We start from the raw sequence: 25,460 nt of genomic DNA, 5'->3' as shown, positions 1-25,460 counted from the left end.
TCGCAGCCTTCTGAAACGAGATCCGGTGGCAAGGTCGAGGGCGCTCGAAAGACCGCATCTCACTCGGATCTGCAAACAGCGGCCCCCGCCTTTGTAGGAAGCGTTCCCAAGCCGTCCGCTACATCGCCCGCCCGCCTGCCGACTGGCTTAGCCTCTCAGGCGAACACGAGCCTCCCCTCGCCGGCAGCCGTCATGCGGCAACCTCTGGCGCCAGCACCGGAGACGCGACCGACAACCATTCCCGGATGGACGGTTGTTGACGTTCGGGACGGAACTGCCGTTCTCGACGGCCCCGACGGAATTCGGATGGCCGCACGCGGCGACACTGTTCCCGGACTCGGGCGCATAGACTCCATCGTGCGGTGGGGCAGCCGCTGGATCGTGGCCACCGCCAACGGGTTGATCGCGACGCCGTAACCGCCCAAGGAGGGCGCCGCCGCACCGGCTGCCGCGAAGCTTAATTCCCGTTCGTCCGGAAGCGCAGCGGTTTGGGACCGATCAGCGTGAGGGAGTCGCCCTGGCGCTTCCAGGTCTCGACGCTGCTCAGCGCCGCGACGAGGTCGTCATCGGCCTGCGCCTTGGCGGGCGGGCAGGAACGGTCCTGGATCTGGCCGGGAACGAAGATGACGGTGTTGCCGGCAACCGAGAACTGGCCCTTGCCGCCCTTGCACCAGAGCTCCAGCACCACCTCGCCATTGTCGCCGATCTCGATGTTGGGAATGCGCTTCGAGCCGGGCTGCGGCAAGGCTTCGAGCGTCATCTCGGTCCCGAAGGGAAAGCCGTCCTCGGCATGGGCCGCGCCTGCCATCAGCACCACCGCGGCAGCCGCGCACACCATCCGCTTGACCGAAACCATGAGACCTCTCGACCGTCTAGAGCATGATCCGGAAAAGTGCGAAGCGGTTTTCCGAAAAGATCATAACAACAACCTAAAGCGCGACGACGATTCATCCCAATCTCATCGCGCTTTAGAACCGCCGCACCTTCTATAAGACGGAGACGGCGTTGAGAAGGTTCGCCGTTCAAGCAAATCCCCGCGGGACTCTTCCCGCGGGGATTTCGTGACGCTGCGATGCGCGAGGCTACTTCAGCACCAGCGCCGTGAACGGCCATACATAGGCCTGGAGCGTCACCAGCACGCCGACCAAGCAGGCCAGCACGATCGAATGCCAGAACACGAAGCGCAGGATCGTGCCCTCGTGCCCGTACCACCGCGTCGCCGTGGAGGCGACCACGATCGACTGCGCGTCGATCATCTTGCCCATCACGCCGCCGGAGGAGTTCGCCGCCGCCATCAGGATCGGTGACAGGCCGATCTGCTCGGAGGTGATCCTCTGAAGGTTGCCGAACAGGATGTTCGACGCGGTGTCCGATCCCGTCAGCGCCACGCCCAACCAGCCGAGCAGCGTGCCGAAGAAGGGATAGAGCACGCCGGTTGCCGCGAAGGCGAGACCGAGCGTTGCGTCGACGCCGGAGAGGCGGGTCAGCGTGCCGATCGCCAGCATCGCCGAGATCGTGATCAGCGAGATGGCGCACAGCCGGATGGTGCGGCCATATTCGGCGAGCAGCCGGCCGGGACCGACCCCCATCAGGAAGCCGGAGATGATCGCCGCGATCAACATGCCCGTGCCCGTGAAGGACAGATAGGTGAACGCAAACACCGCGCCTTCCGGCGTCGGCTTCGCCGCCACCGGCGGCATCTTGTTGATCATCTGGTGCAGCTCGGGAACGGCGTAGTTCCAGGTGAATATCCCATTCGCCCAGGTCTTGAACCACCCGCTGCCCCAGATCAGCATGACGATACAGACGATGATCCACGGCAGGAGCGCGCTCCACAGCTCGGACTGCGTCAGCGGCGTCTTGTCGAGCGGCGTCGCCTTTTCCATTTGCGAGGCGGATTCGTCGCGGCCCCGCAGCGCCGGCGACAACCAGAGCTGCTTCGGCTGCCACACCTTTAGGAACAGGATCAGCGCGCCCATCGAGATCAGCGACGCCCCGATGTCGACGATCCAGGGATTGATGAAGTTGGAGATCACGAATTGCGGGATCGCGAAGCTCAAGCCGGTGACCAGGATCGCCGGCCAGACGTCCTTCATGCCTCTCCAGCCAGCGAAGGCCCACACCACCCAGAACGGCACGATGAGCGAGAAGAACGGCAATTGCCGTCCGACCATCGCGCCGAGGATATAGGGATCGAGCCCGGTGACGGAGGCAAGCCCCTGGATCGGCGTGCCAAGCGCGCCATAGGCGACCGGCGCGGTGTTGGCGATCAGCGACAGGCCGGAGGCGGCGAGCGGCGAGAAGCCGAGCCCGATCAGCACGGCGCCGGTGATCGCGACGGGTGTGCCGAAGCCCGAGGCCCCTTCGAAGAAGGCGCCAAACGAGAACGCGACCAGCAGCAGTTGCAGGCGCCGGTCCTCGGTGACGCCGCCGACCGCGCGCTTCAAGAGTTCGAAGCGGCCGGTCGTGACCGTCACCTGGTAGAGGAAGATGACGTTGAGGACGATCCATCCGATCGGGAAGAAGCCGGTGACGATGCCGAGCACGGAGGCGCGGAGCGACATGTTCACCGGCATGGTGAAGACGACGATCGTGATCAGGTTGGTGATGATCACCGCGATCACGGCCGCGATATGCGCCTTCACGCGCCCGCTCGCGATCATGATCAACAGCGAGACCACCGGGACGGCGGCCGCGATGGTCGACAATGCCGCATTGTTCAGCGGATTATAGATTTGATTCCACATGCTCGTCCTCCCCCACGCGTTGGTGCGGCAGGGCGGCCAGCGTGGACAGCCGAACCTGCTTGACGTGGGGCGCGATAAGCTTTGGTCCTGAAACGGTCATGTCGCGAATTGCGGAGGTTCCCATCCGCTCACAAGCTCGCGAAGTCCCGGCGGCCCCCACCCCGCGGCCGTTGTGCCCATGCTAGGGTTGCCGGCCCGGACAACGCAAATCGCCGGATTTGCAACTTTAGTCTAAGCGCGCTTATTTGCGGCATTGCATCAGGCGTTTGCGCCTACCCGCAGGAGACCCCTATCTGTGAAGAACATCCGCGCGACGCTCGCGATCGTTTGGCGAATCGCCAGCCCCTATTTCCGATCGGAGGACAAATGGGCCGGCTGCGGCCTGCTTGCCGTCGTCATCGCGATGGAGCTGGCGCTGGTCGCGATCAATGTCCTCGTCAATCAGTGGCAGAACCGGTTCTACAGTGCCCTCCAGGCATATGATCTGGATCAGTTCGTTCGCGAGATCTGGATCTTCCTTGGCCTCGCTTTCACTTTCGTCGCACTGGCCGTCTACAAGCTCTATTTGAACCAGTGGCTGCAGATCCGCTGGCGACAATGGCTGACGCGGCACTATCTCGGCGAATGGCTCGACAGCGCCACGCATTACCGCATGCAGCTCACGGGCGATGCCGCCGACAATCCGGACCAGCGCATCACTGAGGACGTCAAGAACTTCGTCGAGCAAACGCTGACGATCGGACTGGGTCTGCTCTCATCGATCGTGACGCTGGCGTCGTTCATCGTCATCCTGTGGGGTCTGTCTGACAAGGCGCCCCTGCACATTTCCGGCACCGATATCGTCATCCCCGGCTTTCTGGTGTGGAGTGCGCTGGTTTACGCGATCCTGGGTACGGCATTGACGCACTGGATCGGCGTACCGCTCGTCAATCTCAATTTCGAGCAGCAGCGCTTTGAAGCCGATTTCCGCTTCAACCTGGTCCGGGTGCGGGAAAATTCCGAACAGATCGCACTCCTGAGGGGTGAAGGCGCCGAGCGAGGGCGGCTGTTGCACCGCTTCGGTTTCGTCATCGCCAACTGGTACGCGATCATGAGTCGGACCAAGCGTCTCACCGCATTCACGGCGAGCTATCAGCAGGCGGCGGTGGTCTTTCCCTATGTGATGGTGGCGCCCGCTTTCTTCGCCAAGAGGATTCAGCTTGGCGACATGATGCAGACCGGCTCGGCATTCGGCAGCGTGCAGGAGGCGCTATCCTTCTTCGTCACCGCCTACCGGACGCTCGCCGAATGGCGCGCAGTGGTCGCCCGTCTCGACGGTTTCGAGATGTCGGTCAGCTCGGCCGCCAATCTCCCCACGCACGAGCCGACCATCGGCTTCACGCCGTCCGCAGGCAGCGAGGCCATCGCTCTCGAGCAGCTGCTGGTGAAACTGCCCAACGGCAAGCCGCTGGTCGCAGCCAACGCCTTTGCGATCCAGCACCCCGAGCGCGTGTTGGTGACCGGCCCGTCGGGCTCGGGCAAGTCGACGCTGTTCCGCGCCATCGCCGGGATCTGGCCGTTCGGCACCGGCAAGATCGCCATCCCCGGGAAATCCAGCCTGATGATGCTGCCACAGCGGCCGTATTTCCCGATTGGCCCGCTCGGCGACGCCGTGATCTACCCGGCCGAGCATGGCACGATCGCGCCCGACAAGATCCGGGAGGCGCTGAGAACGGTCGGCATGCCGAGACTTGCCGAGCAGCTCGACGAGGAAGCGCACTGGAACAGGACGCTGTCGCTCGGCGAGCAGCAGCGCCTGGGCGTTGCGCGGGCGCTGCTGCATGCGCCCGATTACCTGTTTCTCGACGAGGCGACCGCCTCGCTCGACGAGCCGTCGGAGGCCCTGCTCTACCGCCTCATGGAAGAGAAGCTGCCGTCGACCACCATCGTGTCGATCGGCCACCGCTCGACGCTGGAGGCCTTTCACACCCGCAACGTCAGGCTGGTCCCGGACGGCGATATCCACGTGCTCGGCGGCATCAGTGCACCGGCCCGGGCGGAGCCGAGCGAAGTACGCTGAGTTCATTAAAGCGTGGTGAGATTAAGTACGATCAGCCGCATGGGGACACCTCTCCCCAGCGGGGAGAGGTGAATCCTCGGCATCGCACCGATTCAACCAAAACTGATCCCGCTTCAGCGATGGTGGTCCGCTCCCTCTCCCGCTTGCGGGAGAGGGCTGGGGTGAGGGTGCTGCCGCAATCGATACCCCTGACGTGGAGAGAGTCCCACCCGGATCGTATCTTCGATGCGATCCGACCCCGCAAGCGGGAGACGTGAAGCGAACCTGCGGCCCTGTCGTCCAGCCAAAGACCAATTAGACTAACGGCCGGGCCGCACCCCCAAAAGCAAAAGGGCGGCAGGTTGTCCTGCCGCCCTTCAGTCGTCCAGGGAAAGACGCTTACTTCAGGTTGGTCATCGCCGTCAGGTCGAACGACAGCTTGGCGATACCGGCCGCGCCGCACCAGTTGGAGCCGACACCCGACGGGTTGATCGGGGTTACGAAGGTACCGGTGGAGGCGGTGATGTTGCCGCGGGCCGACCAGTCGCTGGTGAACGCGTTGCAGTCACCCTTCGAGAGGTTGGTGTCGGAGTAGCGCAGGTCCAGCGTGAAGACCTTGTAGGTGAAGCCGATGCCGACGTTCCAGGTGTTGTAGTCGGCATATTTGATGCCGTTCGGGAACGCGGCCACACCGTAGAAGCTGTCGGAGGTACCGAGCCACTGACGGCCAAACTCACCCGACACGTACATGCCGACGCCGCTCGAGCCGAAGATGGTGCTGGGCGCGGTGTACTTGCCGGTGACCGAGGTGTAGTTGCCCCAGGCGCCCGAGTTCAGGTAGCTCGGGGTGTAGTATTCGGTGATGCCGAAGGCCCAGTTGTCGTTCACCGTGTAGGTCGCCTTGCCGTAGACTTCGAAGAAGCTCAGGTCCTTCTTGATCACGTTGGCATTGATCAGGGCCTGCGAGGCGCACTCGGCGCCCTGGAAGTTGCCCGCGAAGTCGATTCCGGGCGCGCCGAAGAAGCAGCTGCCACCCGGATACAGGTAGCCCCAGACACCGATGTCGAAGGCGAAGGCGCCGAAGGTCGGGCGGATACCGCCGTAGACGTCGATTTCGGCCGCGGCGCGGTTCGGGAACGAGATGCTCTCACCGGACACGCCCACATAGAGCTGGAGGTCCTTGGTGACGTTGTAGCGCGGCTCGAAATAGGCCGTAACCGACGGCTTGTGGTTCGACTGCGTGATGCCGCGGAAGATGTAGTCGCTCATGATGCCGCCGCCGAAGGCGATATCCCAGGGCTCAAAGGCGGGCGGCGGAGGCGCTTTCAGAGCCTTCACCGGCATGTCCGCCGCCAGAGCCGAACCCGTCACCATTGCCAGCGCGGTTGCCAACAAAGCCGCTTTTTTCATTTCAATCCCCATCACCGATCTTAAGGCCAGTCCGATCCCGGCGCCCCCCGGGGCATGCGATCCCTGACTGCAACACTCTTAGCCGCCGCAATCTGGAGCGAGGCGCTCATTCAGTGAAGCAAAAAACACATGCATCTGCCGACTTTTTAGGCGTTATGGCAATTCCACGAAAGGTTGTCAGGATGTGTTGCTTCTCGACAACATTATTTGCATTGCAAAGGGCTTGCGGCCCCCGCGTTGTTACGGGCCTGCAGCACAGGCTGTGCGCGCCGACCCGAATCAACGCACAGCCCAAGGGGCGCTAAATGAAGCCAATGACGGGGGCGCTTTGATGCAATCTGTCGATCGGCATAGGGGCGCGGAGGTTATCTCCGCGTCCCCGGCGACACCACCCGGCATGCGGGTCCGCACCGGGCGGTTCGATGGGTTGAGGTCAGCTGGCAAGTTTGGGGACTCCCAGCCGTTTGAAGAGATCGTTCGGCAGCGCCATGTTGAGCGCCATCGCCGAGTTGTGCCACCAGCGCCGACTGTTGGCGGCAACCCGTCTGGCGGCTTCGGGAGGCACCCCGCGAGCGAGCAACTCGCGATAGATGACCTCACCGCGCTTCCAGTGCTTGAGTTGCACCGCCCGGAGGCGGTGACGGACCCAGCCGTCGATGTCCGCAAACGCCCGTGGTGTGTCCGCAAGTTGGAAGTAGGCCTTCCAGCCCTTCAGATACACCCCGAGCGGTTTGCCGAGTTGCGCAAGGCTTCGTCCGGCGCTGCGCCGGGTCAGCTCTCGCACGCGCTCCTTCATACGCTTGATGGCCTGTGGTGCGACGCGCCGCCGGATCGTCCGCCCCGCGGCCACCCAGAACGAGAAGCCGAGGAACTTCGATGCCGTGGCACGTCTCACCTTGCTCTTGGCCTCGTTGACGCGGAGCTTCAGCTTTCCGAACTGCTTGCGCAGCGAGGCCATCACCCGCTCGCCCGCGCGCTGCGTCCGAACATAGACGTTCCCGGTTCCTGTTCGTCGGCCCGCAGCTTCGCTCCACGCTTCCTTCACGCCAGCCTCACGGTCCGACGCTCTGCGCTTCACTTCGCTCGCTGTGACCAGCTCACGGGAGGACTTCCACCTCCAACTCAATGCCCATGCCGGGCGCACACGCAAAAAGGCCGCAGCGTCGCCGCCGCGGCCTTCCGGATTGCTGGTCGTCGTTTGGAGGGCGAAGCGGGAGCTAGCCCTGCCCTTCGGCCGAAGCCGACGAGCCGTTGCCGGAGGACGACGGGGTCGCCCAGCTCGCCTCCGGTGCGGGCTCTGGAGCGGGAGCTTCCACGGCCGCCGGCGGCTTGGGGGCCGGCGCCGCCTTCTTCGCGCTCTTCTTGGGAGCCGCTTTCTTCGCGGATTTCTTTGCGGTCGCCTTTGCAGCCTTCTTGGCTGCCTTCTTTGGTGCGGCCTTCCTTGCCGATTTCTTCGCTGCCTTCTTGGCGGATTTCTTCGCCGATCTCTTCTTGCCGGCCTTCTTCGCGATCTTCTTCGCCGCTACGGCTTTCTTGGCCTTTTTGGCCTTCTTGCTTTTCTTCTTCTTCGCTTTCGCCATCGTGATCCTCCTGTTGCCGCCGAACAATGGTCGATCGGGCCTTCAGTCGTCCACCTCCGGGCACGGTGCAGTCGGCTAGTTAAATACGACTAGTTCAATGCCGGCCGCGAGCCGCCCGTCGCCCAATCGAGAAGCTCAATCGTGTGCACGACCGGCACTGATGTGCCGCTGGCAATCTGCACCATGCAGCCGATATTGCCTGCGGCAATCATGTCCGGCTTGACGCTCGCGATGTTGGCGACCTTGCGATCGCGCAACCTGCCCGCAAGGTCGGGCTGGAGAATGTTGTATGTCCCCGCCGAACCGCAACACAAATGGCTCTCGGGGATATCTTTCACCACGAATCCGTTCTTGGAAAGCAATTCTTTCGGAAGCGCAGTGATTTTCTGCCCGTGCTGCAGTGAACAAGCCGAGTGATAGGCGACGACGATGTCGTCGTGTCGCGTCGTCGGCTGAAGCGCAAGGCCTGCGACATACTCCGTGATGTCCTTGGCGAGCGCGGAGACGTTGGCCGCATCGCTGGCGAAGTCACGGTCCTCGCGCAGGAGATAGCCGTAGTCCTTGATGACCGTGCCGCAGCCGGACGTCGTCACCAGGATGGCATCGAGACCATCCTTTGCCGCCTCGCGACGCCAGGCCGCGACGTTTGCCCGCGCCCGCGCGAGCGCGTCGTCGTCACGGCCGAGGTGATGCGTCAGCGCGCCGCAGCATTGCTCGTCCCGGACCAGCACGACCTCGATGCCGTGGCGGGTCAAAAGGTTGATGGCGGCCTGGTTGATCCGCGGCGCCAGCACCTGCTGGGCGCAACCCTGCAGCAGCGCGACCCGCCCCCGCCTCCTGCCGAGCGGCGCAAAGACACTGCCCGCGGCGGGCCCCGGCGCCGGCAGCCGGCCTGGCGCGAGCGCCAGCATCGCCTTGATCCGCGGGGTGAGGCCAGGAATGGCCGACGGCCGCGGCGTCGGCAGCAAAGCCGCGAACGGCCGGGCAAACCGCGCCAGCGACATGCTGATGCGAAAGCGCTGCGGGTCGGGCAGGACGAACGCCAGCACGGTGCGCAACAGCCGTTCGGCAAGCGGCCGCTCGTAACGCTCTTCGATCCTGACCCGGGCCTGGTCGACGAGGTGCATGTAGTTCACCCCGGATGGACACGTGGTCATGCAGGCAAGGCACGACAGGCAGCGGTCGACATGCTTGACGACCTCGGCGGTCGGCGCCTGGTCCTTCTCCAGCATCTCCTTGATCAGGTAGATGCGGCCGCGCGGGCTATCGAGCTCGTCGCCGAGCAGCACATAGGTCGGACAGGTCGCGGTGCAGAAGCCACAATGCACGCAGGCGCGCAGGATCTTGTCGGCTTCCGCGATATCGGGATCGGCGAGCTGAGTGAGCGAAAATTCGGTCTTCATGCCTCGCCCCGCTTCAGCCGCCCGCGATTGAGGATGGTCTTCGGATCGAAGCTGACGCGAACCCGCTCGCTGAGGGCGGCGACACCAGGAGCTTGCGGATGGAACACGTCGACATTGCGCCGCACCTCTTCAGTCGCCCGGACCAGCATGGCGTGCCCGCCGGCGGCTTCCGCGCGCTGGCGCACGATGGCGGCTTGCGCATCGTCCTTCGGCGGTACGGCCGCCCAGATCAGCCCGCCACCCCAGTCGTAGACCACGTCGCCGCCGGTCTCGCGCGCGAGCTGCCGGCCGAGCGCACCGCCCGAGGCCGGCGGACAGACGATCCGCCATACCGGCCGGGCGCCAAGCGGGCCATCGGCCGCGAACGGCAGCACGTCCCGGATCGCGGCCCACAACGCCGCCGAGGCGGCATCCTCCACGATATCAGCGGTTCCGAATGGCGCGAGCGCCTCGCGCAGCGAGACGGCGCGGTGGGCGGCAGACGCGGTGATGCCCTCCAGCCGCAGCACGGTGAGTGTCTCGCCTTGGGTGGCGATGTCGCCGAGCCCTTCGGCTCTCTCCCGGAAAGCGCATTTCGGCAGATGCGCCGCGCCCGACACGTCGAAGGGCGAACCGAGCGCCGTGGTCATGGCCTTGTTGGCGGCCGCGTCCTCCAGCCCCCGCAGCAGCAGCGTCCGTTCGCTCTCCGGCTTCGGCATGACCTTCAGCGTCACCTCCGTCATGACCGACAGCGTGCCCCAGGAACCGGCGAGCAGCTTGCAAAGGTCGTAGCCGGTGACGTTTTTCACCACCTTGCCGCCGGTCTTGAAACTGTCGCCGAAGCCGGAGACGGCATGCGCGCCAAGCAGATGGTCGCGCACCGCCCCGGCCTTGATGCGGCGCGGCCCAGCGAGGCTAGCTGCGATCATGCCGCCGATGGTGCCGAGCCCGGGCGTCCCGAGCAGGGTCGCGGTGTTCATCGGCTCGAAGGCGAATTGCTGGTTCTTGGCATCGATCAGCGATAGCACGTCGGCCAGCGGCGCGCCGGCCTGCAGCGTGATGATCAGCTCGTTCGGCTCATAGGAAGTGATCGCATTGAGCGCTGAGACGTCGAGCACGGCGTTGGTCGCCATCACATGGCCGATGCCGCGCTTTGAGCCATGGCCGATGATCTCGAGCGGCTGCTCGCTCGCAATCGCCGCGCGCACCACCTCTTCGACGTCTTTGGCGTCTCTGACCTTGAGCGTATCCACGCTTCTAGCGGGTAACGAAATTCGGCTCCAAAATCAAATGCGGCGTGACGTCCCCGCGACCAGCGTCACCGCGCTCACACGCGGCTGTGAAAAGGGACGCTTGCGGACGAAGTGATCAGGCGTGGATAGCTCCGCGAGCCGTCACCTGCTTTCCTCGTGGGAGAGCCAACCCGGCCTTCGCAACGTGTCGCAGGCCTCACATCGGTTCGGTCAGATGTTTCAGCATGATGTTGCAGGCTCCCTCGGCCTCCGCGAACGTCCTGAACGGCGACCCGCCGATCTTGATCGCGCCGCGGCTCCGATAAAGCGGCCGCCATGACGCCACATAGCCAGGCTGCCCGCGAAAGCCGGGGCCGCTCGGACTCCCGTGGGTGATCACAAATGAAAAGCCGTCGCTGCTTGCGCTCCATATTTGCATGGTCTCGACGGTACGGTGAAACTGAAGAGACATCAGGATATGCCCGCGCACTCACTTTCAGCAGAGCCACGGAATCTCCGGTTCGGCCTGCAGAGGAACGGCCCCGACCGTGTGGGGTGTCGCAGGGACGGACGGGCCAGGACCGCCGTTCCGGATGTGCCGAAAATCAGCCGGCACATATCCGCTCGCAGCTGGGGCTGTTCGTTTCTCGCCCCCGACCTCGTTTGATGTGACAACGGGTAAACCGCGATCAAATCTAGAGCCGCGGACAAATCCCACCCTCCCCCTGATACCTTACTCCCACCAAGGCACGCAGCTGCGGACGACATTTCCGGCGAGGACTCCTTCGCGTGTGGCACCCGGGTGACACGATGTACGGGGAAAAATGTTAGGTTGCAAACTGATTGCGCTGCAATTGATTCGGGTCGATCAAAATGAAAAAAATCCTCATCGGCGGATTTCAGGGGATCAAGCCCCAACCTCGTCTTCGCGGGCGTCCGGGATAAAGCCAAGATTGGTCTTCCGGCCGGCATTTTTGCAGGGGCTGCCCGTATCGGTCAGGACGTCGACATCGGCCCCGTTCGTGCGGTGGCCTGCTTGAATGCAGGTTGAGCGAGATTGAATCGCGACGACGATCCTTCAACCGCCTCGTTCGCGAGGCTCCTCTCCCGCAAGCGGTCTGCGAGAGCGGATCGACCGCCGATGCGGTCGCTCAGAATCGTGGGATATCCGGAAACGCCAGCTTGCCCGCGTGCACATGCATGCGGCCGAGCTCGGCGCAGCGGTGCAACGTCGGGAACACCTTTCCGGGGTTGAGCAGGCCTTGCGCGTCGAAGGCGCATTTCAGGCGCTGCTGCTGGTCGAGGTCGATCTCGCTGAACATGTCGCCCATCAGATCGCGCTTCTCGATGCCGACGCCGTGCTCGCCGGTGAGCACGCCGCCGAACTCGACGCAGGCGCGCAGGATGTCGGCGCCGAACGCCTCGGCACGCTCGATCTCGCCCGGCTTGTTGGCATCGTACAGGATCAGCGGGTGCAGATTACCGTCGCCAGCGTGGAACACGTTGGCGCAGCCGAGCTGGTATTTCTCTGACAGCTCGCGGATGCGCGCCAGCGCTTTCGGCAGCGCGCCGCGCGGAATGGTGCCGTCCATGCAGAGATAGTCGGGCGAGATGCGCCCGACGGCAGGGAATGCCGCCTTGCGACCGGCCCAGAACAGGTTGCGCTCGGCTTCCGAAGTCGAGATCTGGCAGGTGGTCGAGCCGCAACCTTGCGCGATGGCCTCGACGCGCTTGATCAGCTCGTCGACCTCGACGCCGGGACCGTCGAGCTCGATGATCAGGAGCGCTTCCACATCGAGCGGATAGCCGGCATGGACGAAGGCTTCCGCGGCGTGGATCGCGGGCTTGTCCATCATCTCCATGCCGCCGGGGATGATGCCCGCGCCAATGATCCGCGCCACGCATTCGCCGGCCGCCTCGACCTCTGCAAAACCGACCATCAGCGCGCGCGCCGTCTCCGGCTTTTGCAGGATGCGCACCGTGATCTCGGTGATGACGCCGAGCAGGCCTTCCGAGCCCGTGATCACGCCCATCAGGTCATAGCCGGGGTTTTCCGCCGCCTTGCCGCCGATGCGCAGGATCTCGCCGCTCATCAGCACGATTTCGCAGCCGAGCACATTGTTGGTGGTCATGCCGTATTTCAGGCAGTGCACGCCGCCGGAATTTTCCGCGACATTGCCGCCGATCGAGCAGGCGATCTGCGAGGACGGATCGGGCGCGTAATAGAATCCGGCATGCGCGACCGCCTGGCTGATTGCGAGGTTGGTGACGCCGGGCTCGGTGACGACGACACGGTTGTCGAAATCGATCTCGCGGATGCGCTTGAACTTGCCGAGGCCCAGCAGCACGCCGTCTTCCAGCGGCAATGCGCCGCCCGACAGCGAGGTGCCGGAGCCGCGCGGCACCACCTTGATGCCCTGCCCCGCACAATATTTCAGGATCAGGGAGACCTGCTCGGTGGTGTCGGGCAACACCACGACCATCGGCGGCTGCCGGTAGGCGGTCAGGCCGTCGGATTCATAGGCCCGCATCTCGGCGGCGCTGTCGATCACGCCTTCGCCGGGAACGATCGCGCGCAGGGCGGCGACGATTTCGCTGCGGCGCGCCAGCACCGCCTGGTTGGCTGCGGGCATCACGATGGCCATGTTACAAAACCTTCGTCCAACGGAGGAAATTGTCCCGCCAAATCAATCATGTCTTGCTGTCCTTGGGTAGGTCCTCCGAAGGTCGCATTGCTTTGTTGCAGCGCAAGTTCTCTCTGGGGCAAGTCTGCTATCGCGAAACCTGTCAAGGTTTCGCAGCTTGTCCACCTGTACCGGACCTGCCAAAACCACGACATCAATCTGACCCGGGAAGAGACGAAGAGCATCCTATGACAAAACTGACTTTCGGCGCGCTGGTTGCCCTCGCCGTGACTGCCGCAGCATCCACCGCCATATCTTCCAAAGCGATGGCGCAGGACGTCGCAGCCGGCAAGACGTCGTTCAACAAGTGCCTCGCCTGCCACGCGATCGGTGAAGGCGCGAAGAACAAGGTCGGACCGGAGCTCAACGGCCTCGACGGCCGCAAGTCCGGCACCGCACCGGATTACAATTATTCGGACGCCAACAAGAATTCCGGCATCACCTGGGGCGAGGCACAGTTCAAGGAATACATCAAGGATCCGAAGGCCAAGATCCCGGGCACCAAGATGGCGTTCGCCGGCGTCAAGAACGAGAAGGAGATCAACGATCTCTGGGCCTACGTCTCCCAGTTCGACAAGGACGGCAAGATCAAGCAGTAACGGGACGAGACGTAACGCAGCGAGATTTGGCGGCCGCTAATCGGCGGGCGCCGTCTCGGCCGCGATCGCGGCGATCATCGCCTCGATCTCGGCCTTCACCAGGTCCGGCACGGTGTTCTGCACCATGTGGCCGAGATCGGGCAGCACGATCAGCTTCGCATTCGGCACGGTCGCGGCGAACGGGCGGGCGTGGATATTGGTGGACACCGTCTTGTCGGGCTCGCCGGCGATGACCACGGTCGGCGCGGAAATCTCGCCATAGCGCGGAGCCTGCGCGGCCACCGACTCCTTCAGCGTCACCAGATCATAGGCATTGGCGATGAACTCGCGCGGGCGCAGCAGCAGCGGCGTCGCGGAATCCTGCACGAAGCCGTCCGGCATCATCTGCGGCAGGAAAACGTTGCGCGCGCCGGGCGTTGCAAGCAGATAGCCGAGCGGCAGCGTGATGGTGTAGGCGAGTAGCGGGCCGATCACCGGCGTTGCAATGATCTCGTTGTAGCGCCCGACGCCGCCGCGCCAGGGATGGGTGACCGGCGCCAGCATGACGAGACCGGCGACACGATCGGCGTGATCGAGCGCAAGCCGCGCACCGAGCGCCCCGCTCCAGGAATGCACCACGAATACCGCGCGACCGATGCCAAGCTTGGCAAGCGCCTCGTCGACCATTCGCGCCTGCACCTCGGCCGTCGAATCCTCGAGCCGCGCGCGCGTGCTCCAGCCATGGCCGGGGCGATCGATCAGGATCACGCGATGCTTTTCGGCAAGCAGGTCGCCGAGCGGACGCCGCATCACCTCCAGATTCGAGCTCGCGCCATGCAGCATGACGATCGGCAAGGGAGCGTCGCGTGGACCGAGATCGACGACGTGCAGCCTTGCACCGGCGACCTCGATCATCTCACCCTGCGGCGGGAAGGCGCGCTCAACGACCCAAACGCCGGCCAGCGTGACGACGACAAGTGCAACGAGCGCCGTCACGACAAAAAATACGATCATGGAGATGGTCCGGGCGATCCAGGGCACATGGCGGTTACGGTCTCAACGTCCGGCAGTTTCTTTTCGATGCGCGCGGGCTTTGCGTCCCGCTGACAGTCCCTGCCTGTGGATATCAATAAAATTCAACTCGGGAAAATATCAACAAAATCAATGGACGGCTGGAAGCGTGCGGCCAACCGGGCCGGTTCATGCGGCCGTCATCACCGCCTCCATATAATCGCCACGGTCGGTTCCGTCTCTTAAGCGCGGTGGGCGCCGATCCTCCACGCAGTCCACAGGAACGCGGGAAAGAGCGGCAGATTGTTCTGTTTTGGATTGGAGGTTTTTCGATGAGTTTGCGATCAAAAGATGCTGCGATCGACGAGATCGTCGCGAGCTGCAGTGGTGACCTGCGCGGCGCGGTACGGGCGCTGCTGCTGATCAACGAGCATCTCGAAACCGAGCTTGCAAAACTCTATGCCGCTGCCGCGGACCGGAGCCTCGTCGAGCGCGGCGACCACATCCTGCACTAGGCAAACCTAGTCCGCGTTGTCGTCGTCGTCCTTGTCTTGGTCGGGATCGGGCCTCGGACAGGCACGGATCGTCGACCGCGCAAGCTTGGCGTCGGCCTTGGACCTGTAGGGACCGTCGCCGAACCAGATGTCGCCGATGATGACGGGATTGCTGGTCACGATCTCGCATCTGCCGGTGGCACGGTTGCCCACCACCCAGAACAGCCCATCGGCGAGACAGGCCGTTGCGGACGTCAGCAACAACGCCCCCGCTAGGATCTCGCGCTTCATCGCACAGCTCCAATTGCAGCTGTCATGCAGCTAAGCCGGCGCGAAGAGGAAAGACATCCCCTCGCTCGACGGCTCCGCACTGCGTGGTTAATGGCGCCGCTCCGCCTTCGCTCAAAAGAGCGTCGACTTGGGGCTAGATATCCCGCCCTTCGACCTTCTCGGTCAGAGACTTGACCTGGTCGGGGATCTTGTCGAGGTGCGGGTTGATGGCGAGCGCCTTGCGGTAGGCATCGAGCGCGCGCTTCTCGTCGCCGATCTCCTGCATGATCATGCCGAGCCCTGCGAGTGCGCCGAAATGGCGCGGCTCCCGGATCAGCACCTCGCGGATGTCGGCGAGCGACCGGCCATAATCGTTCTGCATATAGTAGAGCGTGGCGCGCCGGTTCCAGGCCTCGACATAGTCCGGGCGGAGCTTGATGACGGCATCGAGAAGCTTGATTGCAACGTCGATCTTCTGCGCATCCACGGCCGCCTTGGCCCGCGTCATCAGCAGCGCCGCCGTATCGCTGGGCGTCTGGAGCCAGATCGCCCAGATCCGCGCCTCGACGTGCTTGGCGCTGACATCATCTGGAGCCGCCTTCAGCGCGCCGAACAGGAAATCGAGATTCTTGGTGCGGTCGACCTTGGGCAGTTTCGCCGGCGCCTCGGGAAGCTTCTTCTGCTTCACAGGCGGACCTGAGGGATCATCCTGCGCGAAAGCGGGCGCGACGACCATCAGCGCAGCCAACAGGGCGGCCAGACGGAGGGGGTGCGCAAACAAGAATCTCACTGCCATGGTGAAAGTGTAAACGCGCAAAGCCGCCCTTGCATAGCAAGGACGGCGTCAAAGTCGTGTGAGACCGTGGTCTTGCGGGGCGCAGGCCCGGCAGGGAACTCAGCCCTTGCCGATCAGCCCTGGCGAGCCTTGAAGCGGCGCTGCACCTTGTTGATCACATAGACCCGGCCCTTGCGGCGGACCAGGCGGTTGGCGCGGTGGCGACCGCGCAGCGATTTCAGCGAGTTACGGACCTTCATGGCAGAATCCTGAACGTTCGAAAGGCCGTGTTCGGCACTACCGTTTCGGCACGCGCGAATGTGGCAAAATGAGATTTTTCCCGCCGGCGGACCAACCGCCCGGGATGCGGCGGGTTCTAAGCCATGGCGAATGCCGATGTCAATGCGATCGGCCCGGTCCGCGCCGACTAAATCTGGAAAACAACCCCATGCAAAGGACCCTCGAAACGGCCGGATCGGTCCCTTTGCCCGGCCGGGGCCTCGCCTTTCGACGACGCCTTGTTTCGACGATGCCTCGGTCCGACGATGCCTTGGTCCGACGAGCCTTGGTCCGACGAGACTTGCCAAATTCGTTATATCATATAATCAATTTGCAACGGTCGGGAGAAAACCAATGCCCAAGCTGAAGCTGCCCAATATCGACGACGTCATGGCGATCGACATCCACACCCACGCCGAGGAGCCCTGCGGTTGCCACCCCGACGACGGCTATGACGATTTCCAGGCGCAGATGGCGGAGTACTTCAAGTCGCCGAACAAGCATCCGCCGACCGTGCCCGAGACCGCGGCCTACTACCGCTCGAAGAAAATCGCTGCCGTGATTTTCCCGGTCGATGCCGAGCGCGAGACCGGCTTCCGCCGCTACAACAATTACGAGATGCTCGAGGTCGCCTCCGAACATCTCGACGTCCTCATTCCCTTCGTCTCGATCGACCCGCACAAGGGCAAGCTCGGCGCGCGCGAGGCGCGCAGGCTGATCGAGGAATACGGCGTGCGCGGCTTCAAATTCCACCCGACCATGCAGGGCTTCTATGCCAACGACCGCATGGCCTATCCCCTCTATGAAGAGATCAACAATGGCGGCGCGATCGCACTGTTCCATACCGGCCAGACCGGCGTCGGCTCGGGCATGCCCGGCGGCATGGGGATGCGGCTGAAATATTCCAACCCGATGTACATGGATGACGTGGCGGCGGATTTCCCCGACCTCAAGATCATCCTCGCCCACCCCTCCTTCCCCTGGCAGGAGGAAGCGCTGTCGGTCGCGACCCACAAGCCGAACGTCTATATCGACCTGTCCGGCTGGTCGCCGAAATATTTCCCGCCGATCCTGGTGCGCTACATCAACTCGATCCTGCAGGATAAGATGCTGTTCGGCTCGGACTGGCCGGTGATCACACCGGACCGGTGGCTGGCTGATTTCGCCAAGATCGACATCCGCGACGAGATCCGGCCGAAGGTGCTCAAGGCGAACGCAAGGAAGCTGCTGGGGATCTAGGCGCATCCTCGTCGCAACGCATTGAGGGCTTCGATCCCAATGACCGAAGCCCTCATGCTCAGGCGCTCAAGTCCTCAGACTTGTGCGAGGCCTCCATCGACGAAAACCTCGCCGCCGGTCATGAAGCTGCTGTCCGATGACGCCAGGAACGCGGCCACGGCACCCGTCTCAATCGGGTCTCCAACGCGCCCGAGCGGCGTCATGCTTCCGAGCGCATTGAACGCTTCCTCGCCCACGACCTCCAGTGCCAGCTCAGTCTTGGTCGGCCCCGGCGACAGCACATTGACGCGGATGCCGGTGCCGCGCAGGTCCTGCGCCCAGCTGCGCGCCAGATTGCGGATCGCGGCCTTGGTCGCGCTGTAGATGCTGAACTGCGGCGTCCCCATCACCCCCGTGCTCGAGCCGGTGAGAATGATCGACGCCCCCTTCGTCATCAGTGGCAGCGCCTTCTGCACCGTGAACACCAGCCCCTTCACATTGACGTCGAATATCTGATCGTAATGCTCGGGCGTGATCTCGCCGAGTGGCGCAAACGACCCTGTCCCGGCGTTGGCGAACAGAATGTCGAGCCCGCCTCGTTCGGCTTTGACCGCCGCGTACAGCCGGTCGAGATCGGACAGATCCGTCACCGAGCCCCTGACGGCGCGCGCCGAGGACCCGAGCTGCGCCACGGCGGCATCGAGCGGCTCCTGCCGCCGCCCGAAGAGATAGACGAACGCGCCTTCATCGACGAACCGTTTCGCCGCGCCAAGTCCGATGCCGGTTCCGCCGCCGGTCACCACTGCCGTCTTGCCCTGTAGTCTGCTCATGATGTGCTCCTTCATTGAGGTTGCACTGAGCTGGCGGCGTACCCACCTATCGACAAGTATGCACCTTTTGGTAAGTACCCAGAAAAATGTCCTCAGATCGTTCAGACCCGACCTCATCGCTGGCGCAGATGCCACCACCTGTCCAGAGCTGCACGCCGAATTTGCCGGGCTTCACGTGCGGGCTCGATGCGACGTTGCGGGTCATCGCCGGCAAGTGGAAGCCGCTGATCCTGTACTTCCTCGCTCAAGGCGGCCCGACCCGCTACGGCGAACTCCGGCGGGCAGTACGCCACGTTAGCGACAAGATGCTGATCCAGCAGCTCAAGGAGCTGGAGGCCGATGGTCTCGTGAAACGGACTGACTACAAGGAGGTGCCTCCGCGGGTAGACTACAGCCTCACCGCTTTGGGCCGCAGTCTGGCCGAAGCCCTCGTGCCACTCTGCTCCTGGGGCACGGAGCACATCGCGGAAGTCAGCCGAGTCTTCGCCCAGCGCGACGCCTCGAATACCAAAGCACGGTAAACTGACCGTCCCGTTCGAATGAGCGGGGTATGGTCCTTGCCCCGCAACGCCTGGGAGGAGCGGCCAATGAGCCTCAAAGCCGTCGTCTTCGACGCCTACGGAACGCTTTACGACATCCAGTCGGTCGCTGACATCACCGAGGATGCGTTTCCAGGCTACGGCGAGATCATCACGCAGGTCTGGCGTATCAAGCAGCTCGAATACACCTGGCTGCGCTCGCTGATGCGGCGCTACCAGGATTTCGCCGCGGTGACGCGCGAGTCGCTCGCCTACACGCTGCGCGTGCTCGGGCTCGCTTACGAGCGCGAGACATTCGAGCGCGTGATCGAGAAGTATTTGCATCTCGATCTCTATCCGGATGCAGCAAGCGCGCTCGCAGCGCTGAAGCCGCGCAAGCTCGCCATCCTCTCCAACGGCAGCCCGGACATGCTTGATGCGCTCGTGCGCAATTCCGGCCTCGATCATCTGCTCGATGCCACGATCAGCGTCGATGCGAAGACGGTCTTCAAGCCGAGCCCGGAGGCCTATGCGTTGATCGGCGAGGTGCTCGGCACGCAACCCGACGAGGTGCTGTTCATCTCCTCGAACCCGTGGGACGTCGCCGGCGCCAAGGCATTCGGGCTGAACGTCGCCTGGATCGAGCGGGTGACGCCGGAAGCCATGGCACTGGCTTGCGTCGAGAGCGATCTCGTGGCACCGCTGACGATGTTCAAGGCGATCCGGACCCAGATGGACGAGCTGGGCCTTGCGCCCGATCATCGTGTCCGCTCACTATCCGAACTGCCCGAGATTGCCGCCCGCCTATGAGCCTTCAATCCGTTCGCGACTTCTTCGCCGAGAAAGCCCCCGATATCACCGTGATCGAATCGCCGATCAGCTCGGCGACGGTGCCGCTTGCCGCCGAGGCCTATGGCGTCGAGCCCGGTCGCATCGCAAAGACGCTGTCCTTGCGGATCGGCGAGCGCGTCATCCTGATCGTCGCGGCCGGAACCTCGCGCATGGACAACAAGAAGGTGAAGACACAGTTCGGCGGCAAGCCGAAGATGCTTGGCCTCGAAGAGGTCGCCGACATCACCGGCCACGAGGTCGGCGGCGTCTGCCCGTTCGGGCTGAAGGCGCCGCTGCCGATCTATTGCGACATGTCGCTGAAGGCGTTCGACATCGTGGTGCCCGCCGCGGGCTCGACCCACAGCGCGGTGCGCATCGCACCTGACCGGTTGGCTGAGCTCGTCGGCGCCGAATGGGTCGACGTCTGCGAGCATCGGCCTTAAGAAGACACGTTGAGATAGCTTAAAGAGCGAGCCCCGCAGGGTTCCAACCTGCAAACAGACCGCTAGAAGTGATAGGATGGTGATAGGATAAAGGTCGGTCGCCTCGCAGGCGACCATTTGCCCGTATGGGGAGCCAACGATGCCTCCTCTTGATACTGCGGTGATCGTTCTCGCTGGCATCGCTTTTCTTGCAGCCTTCGTAAATGGCGCGCTCGGCTATGGGTTTTCCTCGCTCACCGTGCCGGTGGCTCTCGTTTTCTATGCAAATCGCATCCTGAATCCCGCCGTCGTCCTCGTCGAGGTAGTCACCAACTTCTACGTTCTATTCATCAATTTGAGCGGCGTTGCTGCTGTATGGAAAAGGGTGTTTCCAATCATCGCCGGGCTCCTGCCCGGCATTGGAATCGGAGCCTGGATTCTCACTTCGGTTCAGCCAGGCTGGATCAAACTCGGGACCTACGCACTCATTCTGCCCCTCATCCTGATTCAGGCAGCGGGTTGGCGGAGACCAATTCGGCAGACATGGTTGGTTGGTCTTCCCTTCGGAACTGCGCTGGGCATCCTGTATTCGGTCACCACCATCTCGGGACCGCCGCTGGCGATCCTGTTCAACAACCAAGGGCTGGTCAAAACCGAATTTCGGGCCGGTCTCGCATTGGTTCGCGTGGCCGAGTCGAGCGTGACGGCCATCGTCTATTACCAGCTTGGCCTGTTTACGGCTGAAAGCCAGAACATCTTATGGGTTCTTGTTCCCTGTGTTGCCGTTGGTGTACCGCTCGGCGCCTATGTCATCCGCCATCTGGATGCGGAGACGTTTCGTCGGATATGCATGAGCTTTGATGCGTGGGTCGTGGGATTCGGCTTCTCCCGGGTGTTGATCGAGCTGAATTTGATCCAAAGCCCTTGGGCCTATGTCGTCCTGGTTCTCACATTTTTGATCGATGGCTATCTGTTGTACATCTTTTTCAGACGGAGAGCGGCTTCAACCCGCTCGCAAGGAGCGCTGCCTACGCCCGGCGCTCCGACTGGGTCGGATAATCGCATCACTTCGGACGTGACCGAGCCTCCCCACGACCCGCTTGCTCGGCTTAACACCGACGTCGGTTACGTTGTGGCGATCCTTGCAATCGCAATGCTGGTCTTTGCAGTCTTTCCTCCAAGCCGCTTGCCATAGAGTGCGGCATACCATTCTCACCTGAGATCGGATCAGCGAGGCTCAGGCGGCACGACATCAACGCGACTCGGGTGGGAAGCGGTCTCTTGAGAGATGTCCGAGATGGGCCCATAACCGGAAGTCAGTCGGTTATTCGATCACCTCGTCAGCGCGGGCGATCACGCTCGAGAAAGTGCGAGACCGAGTGCTTTCGCCATCTTGATATTGACAGCGAGTTCGAAGTGCGTCGGCTGCTCAATCGGCAAGTCAGGCGGACATCACGACAAAACCGGCGCGTGGGAAATGCACACAGACCTCTCCGACCGCGGGATCGCTGCGTCGGATGACGATCTCATGGACGCCCGAGGCGACCAACTCGCCGACGACCGGGTCGCGTCCGGTGTCATCCGGCGTGACGGTCACTGTCTGACCAGGTTTCCGGCCGATCGGATCTCGTGGATCGGGGATTACGCTGGCGATCGACGTAGCGTCCCTCGCCGCATCGAGCGCTTTTTTCGAGGTCATTGGGCTTCGCCTGCCGTGGCCGATTGCGGCAATGCGCTCGGTCCAACTCAGCAGGCTCGGAAAGCCGTCGAGCGGCACCGCCGTTGGCCCGAAATTTTGTTTCAAGAACCAAATCGGATGGTAGGCGGCGAGATCGGCAAGGCTCGCGGCAGAGCCCTGCAAGAATGAGCGACCGTCGGTGAGCATCTGATTCAGCCAATCGAAATGCGCGCGCAACTGATCGAGCAAGTTCGGTACTGCCGCCATCATCGCGGCCGGATCGATATTTCGGCCGGAGAATTTGGCCCGGTCTTCGAGAAATCCCTCGGGCAACTCGTCGGGTCTCTTCGCAAACTTGATGCTAACAGCCGGGCTGAATGTTGTCTTCTCGGCCCACCAGGCAAGCGCATCGGCCGCGCCGTGGCCGGCGGGATAGAAGCTCGGGGTGGGATGCCGGCGCTCGAGTTCGCGCATGATCAACTGGCTATCGCAATAGATGTCTGCACCGATCTGCAACACGGGCGTCTTGCGGTAGCCTCCGGTCAGCGCCGTCAGGTCGGGTTTTGGCATGATGACGGGGATTTCCACCGATCTCCAGGCCAAGCCCTTCAGACCAAGACCGAGTCGCACTTTCTCCGAATAGGGAGAGATCTCGTAGTGGTGCAGGATGATATCGGTCATCGAGACGGCCTTCGGCCACGGTTCCGCCCCTACAAGAGAATGATCGTCCCCAACTTGGAACCAACCTGAGGGGCAGACCGCTTGTTCCTATTGTTCCAAAGTGAACATGGCAAATCCTGCTAAGTTCAAACCTCCGTTCAAATGTCGACAGCGCCCCGGCTCGCACTCGGCACCGAGCCCCTGCAGTCAACATATGCCAATAGAGTGTCCGTTCAGGGTCAAAAATGCGAAGAACTCAGTGTGAGCAAATCTCGTCCGCTTTGACCAAACACCAGTGAGAGTACGTCAATGAGCGGTGTCGCTACTTCGCTGATGGGCACACATCCGGACTCATGCAGCGCAGCAACGCGGACGACCTTGGTCTGTCACCGCGGTTGGTGCAGCTACCTCGCGGGTCTATCCTAGAGGAAAGACTTGCCCTACCTTCTCCGCTGCAGGCGGGGAGGCAACCGTGGAGGAAACCCGATGCAAGAGGCACTCGTCGTCCGCCGCGAGACGCACATCCCGGCGCCGCGCGCCGCGGTGTTCGCGTTCCTGACTGATCCGGAGAAGATCCTTCGGTGGATGGGAACGGAGGCGCAGGTCGAGCCTCAGTCCGGCGGGCTTTATCTCGTCAATGTCACCGGCGCTCGCTTTGCTCGCGGGTCCTTCCGCGAGGTGGTGCCCGTGCATCGCCTCGCCTATAGCTTCGGCTGGGACGGTAGCGAGGTGGTGCCGCCGTCATCAAGCCTGGTCGAGATCGACCTGATGGAGCAGCCGGACGGAACGCTGCTGCGCCTGACCCATACGGGCCTGCCCAGTGCCGAGCAATGCGCCGGCCACGCAGAAGGCTGGGCCCATTACCTCGACCGGCTGGCCGAGGTTGCAGCGGGACGCGACCCGGGCCCGGACCCCTGGCACGGCCGTACTGGCAACGAGTGAACGCCGTCGCACTTCAGCCGATGCACGCGATCGTCGCCGCCTGCGCCGGCATCGCCCCTCCCGATGATTGCCGGCTAGCGTTGAAGTTGCTGCGAACGAATTCGACGACGGCTGTTTAGCGGTGCACGGCGCGACGGCTTAGCCGAACTGCCCACATTCCGCGCCAATGTCTGCTCCGTGCAGCTCTACTGCAGTTGTGTTTGTGCACAGCGTGCCAGGTTGGCCCTGACCACGAGGTGATGAAAAGGCCTGATCGCGTTGAGATAGGTGAAGCCCAAGGCATTGTGGGTATGCACAACGGTTGTCGCGATGAGCAACGTGCCTATTGGAGAATGGCGTCGGAGCAGAGATAGCCGGAAGTCCAGGTGTCGATCATCCGTACCGAGCACAATTTCGTCCTTGCCCTCCCAGTGCACCGGGAAGAAGTCCACCCGTTCATGGCTGTCCCGGGACGTCCTGACCGTATCGGAGGTTTTGATGCCAAAGGGCGTGACCATGGCGTCGCGCAGCGCGATCAACGCCTTTTGCCACGCGGGTGGATTGACGAGTGTCCGCGTCGCCAGCTCGCGCATGCTCGACTGTTCCGATGCACTCAAGTCAATGCTGTAGCTATCGAGTAAACTGGCGTTCTGATACCAGCTCGCAACGACACTTTCCGACGGCGGCGTCGTCCGGCGTACCTGCGGTTTGCGGTCTAAACCCATGCTCATGATGATGTCACCTATTCAAGGGGCCATCAACTGCGCGCGTGAAGACAAGCAAATCGCCTCTGGTCGAGGCACGCGCCGAACAGTCCCGATGACCTCACATAGACGACGTCGTGACACCTGTTGCGCTGCTCGGCACTGGCCCGGAAGGGTGCCTCACGCCACGCTCGTATTGGCACTTGGCTGACCGCATTCGCTGGACGGTTATGACCGTCTCGGGCCAGAACCGGTCGTTCAACCACGATGGCGCCGGATGCGATGCTTGATGCACAAGCGTTAGGGAGGCTACCATATGGACCATGACCGATGACAAAGTGAAACGACGGCTGACCACGGTGCTGTGCGCCGATGCGTACGGCTATTCTCGCCTCATGGAAGCAGACGAGACGGGAACGTTGGGGACGCTGCGCCGCTACCGCACGGCCATCGCGGGACTGGTGGAGCGTCATGACGGGCGAATCGTGAATACCTGGGGCGATGCGGTGATCGCCGAGTTCGCCAGCGTCGTCGAGGCCGTGCAATGCGCCGTTGAGATTCAGCAGGAGATTTCCAACCAGGATTCGGACCCACCGAGCGCGCACCCGATGCGTTTTCGAATCGGCATCAATCTCGGAGACGTGATGGTGGACGGTTCCGACATCTATGGCGACGGAGTCAATATCGCGGCTCGGCTGCAAGAACTGGCCGAGCCCGGTGGCGTCGTGATCTCCGGCTCCGTCTACGATCAGGTGCACAACAAATTATCAGTTGGCTTCGACTGTCTCGGCCAGCGCCCAATGAAGAACGTTGCTCCCGTGACCAGCTATCGCGTGACCTTGAGCGGCCGAGCCGCCGCGCGTGGGGGCTTCCCAGCTGACGGGAGCCCCATCTCCCAGGGGGAAAAAGTTGCAGCCTCGGAAGCTGGTGCCTTACGGATTGGCGACAGACGCGAGACCTCCACAGGGATGCGTTTCGTCTCGGATTGGTTCGCGAACCTGCCTCGCCCGATTGCGGTGGCTCTCACGGTTTCGGGCTTTCTGATTCTGATCAATGTTTTCACCGGCATGCACAAGATCTGGTTCCATTGGCCGGTCGCAGCATTGCTGTTCGGCGTCGTCCTGCGGACGGTGCTCCGGCATGGACATGCGTCGGATGGAGGAAGAAAGCGCCGAACGAGTCGTGACTGAGACGGCGC

At 63.0% G+C, this 25,460-nt stretch carries 26 protein-coding genes; 10 read left to right on the top strand and 16 right to left on the bottom strand.

Annotation, left to right across the window (positions count from 1 at the left end):
• Positions 1–457: 457 nt before the first annotated feature.
• Together QA640_RS08425 and QA640_RS08420 are read right to left on the bottom strand one after the other, a co-directional pair.
• Positions 458–856: an META domain-containing protein gene (locus QA640_RS08425; protein ID WP_283040244.1), complete on the bottom strand. Its 399-nt coding sequence runs from the start codon at positions 854–856 to the stop codon at positions 458–460.
• A gap of 226 nt (positions 857–1,082) precedes the next feature.
• Positions 1,083–2,747 (bottom strand): L-lactate permease, encoded by a 1,665-nt coding sequence (locus tag QA640_RS08420; RefSeq protein ID WP_283040243.1) that lies wholly within the window; start codon positions 2,745–2,747, stop codon positions 1,083–1,085.
• 295 nt (positions 2,748–3,042) lie between these two features.
• On the opposite strand from QA640_RS08420, the gene QA640_RS08415 reads away from it, so the two are divergent.
• On the top strand, positions 3,043–4,806 hold the full coding sequence (locus QA640_RS08415; protein WP_283040242.1) for an ABC transporter ATP-binding protein/permease: 1,764 nt from the start codon (positions 3,043–3,045) through the stop codon (positions 4,804–4,806).
• Positions 4,807–5,184: 378 nt separating this feature from the next.
• On the opposite strand, the gene QA640_RS08410 is transcribed toward QA640_RS08415, so the two are convergent.
• The 7 genes from QA640_RS08410 to QA640_RS08380 all read right to left on the bottom strand — a co-directional run bounded on the left by QA640_RS08410 (position 5,185) and on the right by QA640_RS08380 (position 13,034).
• Positions 5,185–6,195: a TorF family putative porin gene (locus QA640_RS08410; protein WP_283040241.1), complete on the bottom strand. Its 1,011-nt coding sequence runs from the start codon at positions 6,193–6,195 to the stop codon at positions 5,185–5,187.
• Between the two features lie 433 nt (positions 6,196–6,628).
• The gene (locus QA640_RS08405) at positions 6,629–7,153 is read right to left on the bottom strand and encodes a group II intron maturase-specific domain-containing protein (RefSeq protein ID WP_283040240.1); all 525 of its coding nucleotides are present in this window, start codon (positions 7,151–7,153) and stop codon (positions 6,629–6,631) included.
• Positions 7,154–7,412: 259 nt separating this feature from the next.
• Positions 7,413–7,775 carry a hypothetical protein gene (locus QA640_RS08400; protein WP_283040239.1) on the bottom strand — a complete coding sequence of 121 codons (363 nt, stop codon included), beginning with the start codon at positions 7,773–7,775 and terminating at the stop codon, positions 7,413–7,415.
• 89 nt (positions 7,776–7,864) lie between these two features.
• Positions 7,865–9,178: a glycolate oxidase subunit GlcF gene (gene glcF / locus QA640_RS08395; protein WP_283040238.1), complete on the bottom strand. Its 1,314-nt coding sequence runs from the start codon at positions 9,176–9,178 to the stop codon at positions 7,865–7,867.
• Positions 9,175–10,410, bottom strand: coding sequence for an FAD-binding protein (locus tag QA640_RS08390; protein WP_283040237.1), 1,236 nt, complete (start codon positions 10,408–10,410; stop codon positions 9,175–9,177). The genes glcF and QA640_RS08390 overlap by 4 nt, the downstream gene beginning before the upstream one ends.
• Positions 10,411–10,606: 196 nt before the next feature.
• Positions 10,607–10,861 carry a hypothetical protein gene (locus QA640_RS08385; RefSeq protein ID WP_283040236.1) on the bottom strand — a complete coding sequence of 85 codons (255 nt, stop codon included), beginning with the start codon at positions 10,859–10,861 and terminating at the stop codon, positions 10,607–10,609.
• Positions 10,862–11,540: 679 nt separating this feature from the next.
• Positions 11,541–13,034, bottom strand: coding sequence for an FAD-linked oxidase C-terminal domain-containing protein (locus QA640_RS08380; protein WP_283040235.1), 1,494 nt, complete (start codon positions 13,032–13,034; stop codon positions 11,541–11,543).
• A gap of 227 nt (positions 13,035–13,261) precedes the next feature.
• Here QA640_RS08380 and cycA point away from each other — a divergent pair, with 227 nt between their 5' ends.
• Positions 13,262–13,672 carry a cytochrome c-550 CycA gene (cycA, locus tag QA640_RS08375; protein ID WP_283040234.1) on the top strand — a complete coding sequence of 137 codons (411 nt, stop codon included), beginning with the start codon at positions 13,262–13,264 and terminating at the stop codon, positions 13,670–13,672.
• Between the two features lie 36 nt (positions 13,673–13,708).
• Here the strand turns inward: cycA and QA640_RS08370 are convergent, their stop codons facing one another.
• Positions 13,709–14,665, bottom strand: coding sequence for an alpha/beta hydrolase (locus tag QA640_RS08370; protein ID WP_283040233.1), 957 nt, complete (start codon positions 14,663–14,665; stop codon positions 13,709–13,711).
• A gap of 329 nt (positions 14,666–14,994) precedes the next feature.
• On the opposite strand from QA640_RS08370, the gene QA640_RS08365 reads away from it, so the two are divergent.
• Positions 14,995–15,177, top strand: a complete 183-nt coding sequence (locus tag QA640_RS08365) for a hypothetical protein (RefSeq protein ID WP_283040232.1) — start codon at positions 14,995–14,997, stop codon at positions 15,175–15,177.
• A 6-nt stretch (positions 15,178–15,183) separates the two neighbouring features.
• Here the strand turns inward: QA640_RS08365 and QA640_RS08360 are convergent, their stop codons facing one another.
• The 3 genes from QA640_RS08360 to ykgO all read right to left on the bottom strand — a co-directional run bounded on the left by QA640_RS08360 (position 15,184) and on the right by ykgO (position 16,461).
• Positions 15,184–15,447: a hypothetical protein gene (locus QA640_RS08360; RefSeq protein ID WP_283040231.1), complete on the bottom strand. Its 264-nt coding sequence runs from the start codon at positions 15,445–15,447 to the stop codon at positions 15,184–15,186.
• A gap of 133 nt (positions 15,448–15,580) precedes the next feature.
• A complete protein-coding gene (locus QA640_RS08355) occupies positions 15,581–16,222 on the bottom strand; it encodes a tetratricopeptide repeat protein (RefSeq protein WP_283040230.1) in 642 nt (213 codons plus the stop codon).
• A gap of 113 nt (positions 16,223–16,335) precedes the next feature.
• Positions 16,336–16,461, bottom strand: a complete 126-nt coding sequence (gene ykgO / locus QA640_RS08350) for a type B 50S ribosomal protein L36 (protein ID WP_006611362.1) — start codon at positions 16,459–16,461, stop codon at positions 16,336–16,338.
• 373 nt (positions 16,462–16,834) lie between these two features.
• Here ykgO and QA640_RS08345 point away from each other — a divergent pair, with 373 nt between their 5' ends.
• Positions 16,835–17,719, top strand: coding sequence for an amidohydrolase family protein (locus QA640_RS08345; protein WP_283040229.1), 885 nt, complete (start codon positions 16,835–16,837; stop codon positions 17,717–17,719).
• Positions 17,720–17,793: 74 nt separating this feature from the next.
• Here QA640_RS08345 and QA640_RS08340 read toward each other — a convergent pair whose 3' ends face one another.
• Positions 17,794–18,528, bottom strand: coding sequence for an SDR family oxidoreductase (locus QA640_RS08340; protein ID WP_283040228.1), 735 nt, complete (start codon positions 18,526–18,528; stop codon positions 17,794–17,796).
• A gap of 128 nt (positions 18,529–18,656) precedes the next feature.
• Between QA640_RS08340 and QA640_RS08335 the strand changes: the two genes are divergently transcribed.
• From QA640_RS08335 to QA640_RS08320, 4 genes are all read left to right on the top strand, one after another.
• Entirely contained in the window at positions 18,657–19,049 is a 393-nt protein-coding gene (locus QA640_RS08335; protein ID WP_283040227.1) for a helix-turn-helix domain-containing protein, read from the top strand.
• A 66-nt stretch (positions 19,050–19,115) separates the two neighbouring features.
• A complete protein-coding gene (locus tag QA640_RS08330; protein WP_283040226.1) occupies positions 19,116–19,856 on the top strand; it encodes a haloacid dehalogenase type II in 741 nt (246 codons plus the stop codon).
• Positions 19,853–20,320 (top strand): YbaK/EbsC family protein, encoded by a 468-nt coding sequence (locus QA640_RS08325; protein WP_283040225.1) that lies wholly within the window; start codon positions 19,853–19,855, stop codon positions 20,318–20,320. Before QA640_RS08330 ends, QA640_RS08325 begins: the two co-directional genes overlap by 4 nt.
• Positions 20,321–20,459: 139 nt before the next feature.
• On the top strand, positions 20,460–21,494 hold the full coding sequence (locus tag QA640_RS08320; RefSeq protein ID WP_283040224.1) for a sulfite exporter TauE/SafE family protein: 1,035 nt from the start codon (positions 20,460–20,462) through the stop codon (positions 21,492–21,494).
• 246 nt (positions 21,495–21,740) lie between these two features.
• Here QA640_RS08320 and QA640_RS08315 read toward each other — a convergent pair whose 3' ends face one another.
• Positions 21,741–22,658 carry a glutathione S-transferase gene (locus tag QA640_RS08315; protein ID WP_283040223.1) on the bottom strand — a complete coding sequence of 306 codons (918 nt, stop codon included), beginning with the start codon at positions 22,656–22,658 and terminating at the stop codon, positions 21,741–21,743.
• 465 nt (positions 22,659–23,123) lie between these two features.
• Here QA640_RS08315 and QA640_RS08310 point away from each other — a divergent pair, with 465 nt between their 5' ends.
• Positions 23,124–23,579 (top strand): SRPBCC domain-containing protein, encoded by a 456-nt coding sequence (locus QA640_RS08310; RefSeq protein ID WP_283040222.1) that lies wholly within the window; start codon positions 23,124–23,126, stop codon positions 23,577–23,579.
• A gap of 185 nt (positions 23,580–23,764) precedes the next feature.
• Here QA640_RS08310 and QA640_RS08305 read toward each other — a convergent pair whose 3' ends face one another.
• The gene (locus tag QA640_RS08305) at positions 23,765–24,289 is read right to left on the bottom strand and encodes a DUF2867 domain-containing protein (RefSeq protein ID WP_283040221.1); all 525 of its coding nucleotides are present in this window, start codon (positions 24,287–24,289) and stop codon (positions 23,765–23,767) included.
• A gap of 296 nt (positions 24,290–24,585) precedes the next feature.
• Here QA640_RS08305 and QA640_RS08300 point away from each other — a divergent pair, with 296 nt between their 5' ends.
• Positions 24,586–25,452: an adenylate/guanylate cyclase domain-containing protein gene (locus tag QA640_RS08300; protein WP_283040220.1), complete on the top strand. Its 867-nt coding sequence runs from the start codon at positions 24,586–24,588 to the stop codon at positions 25,450–25,452.
• The last annotated feature ends 8 nt before the right edge of the window (positions 25,453–25,460 follow it).

This window comes from Bradyrhizobium sp. CB82, assembly GCF_029714405.1.
Classification (GTDB): domain Bacteria; phylum Pseudomonadota; class Alphaproteobacteria; order Rhizobiales; family Xanthobacteraceae; genus Bradyrhizobium.
This window is presented reverse-complemented; position numbering and strand designations above follow the sequence as displayed.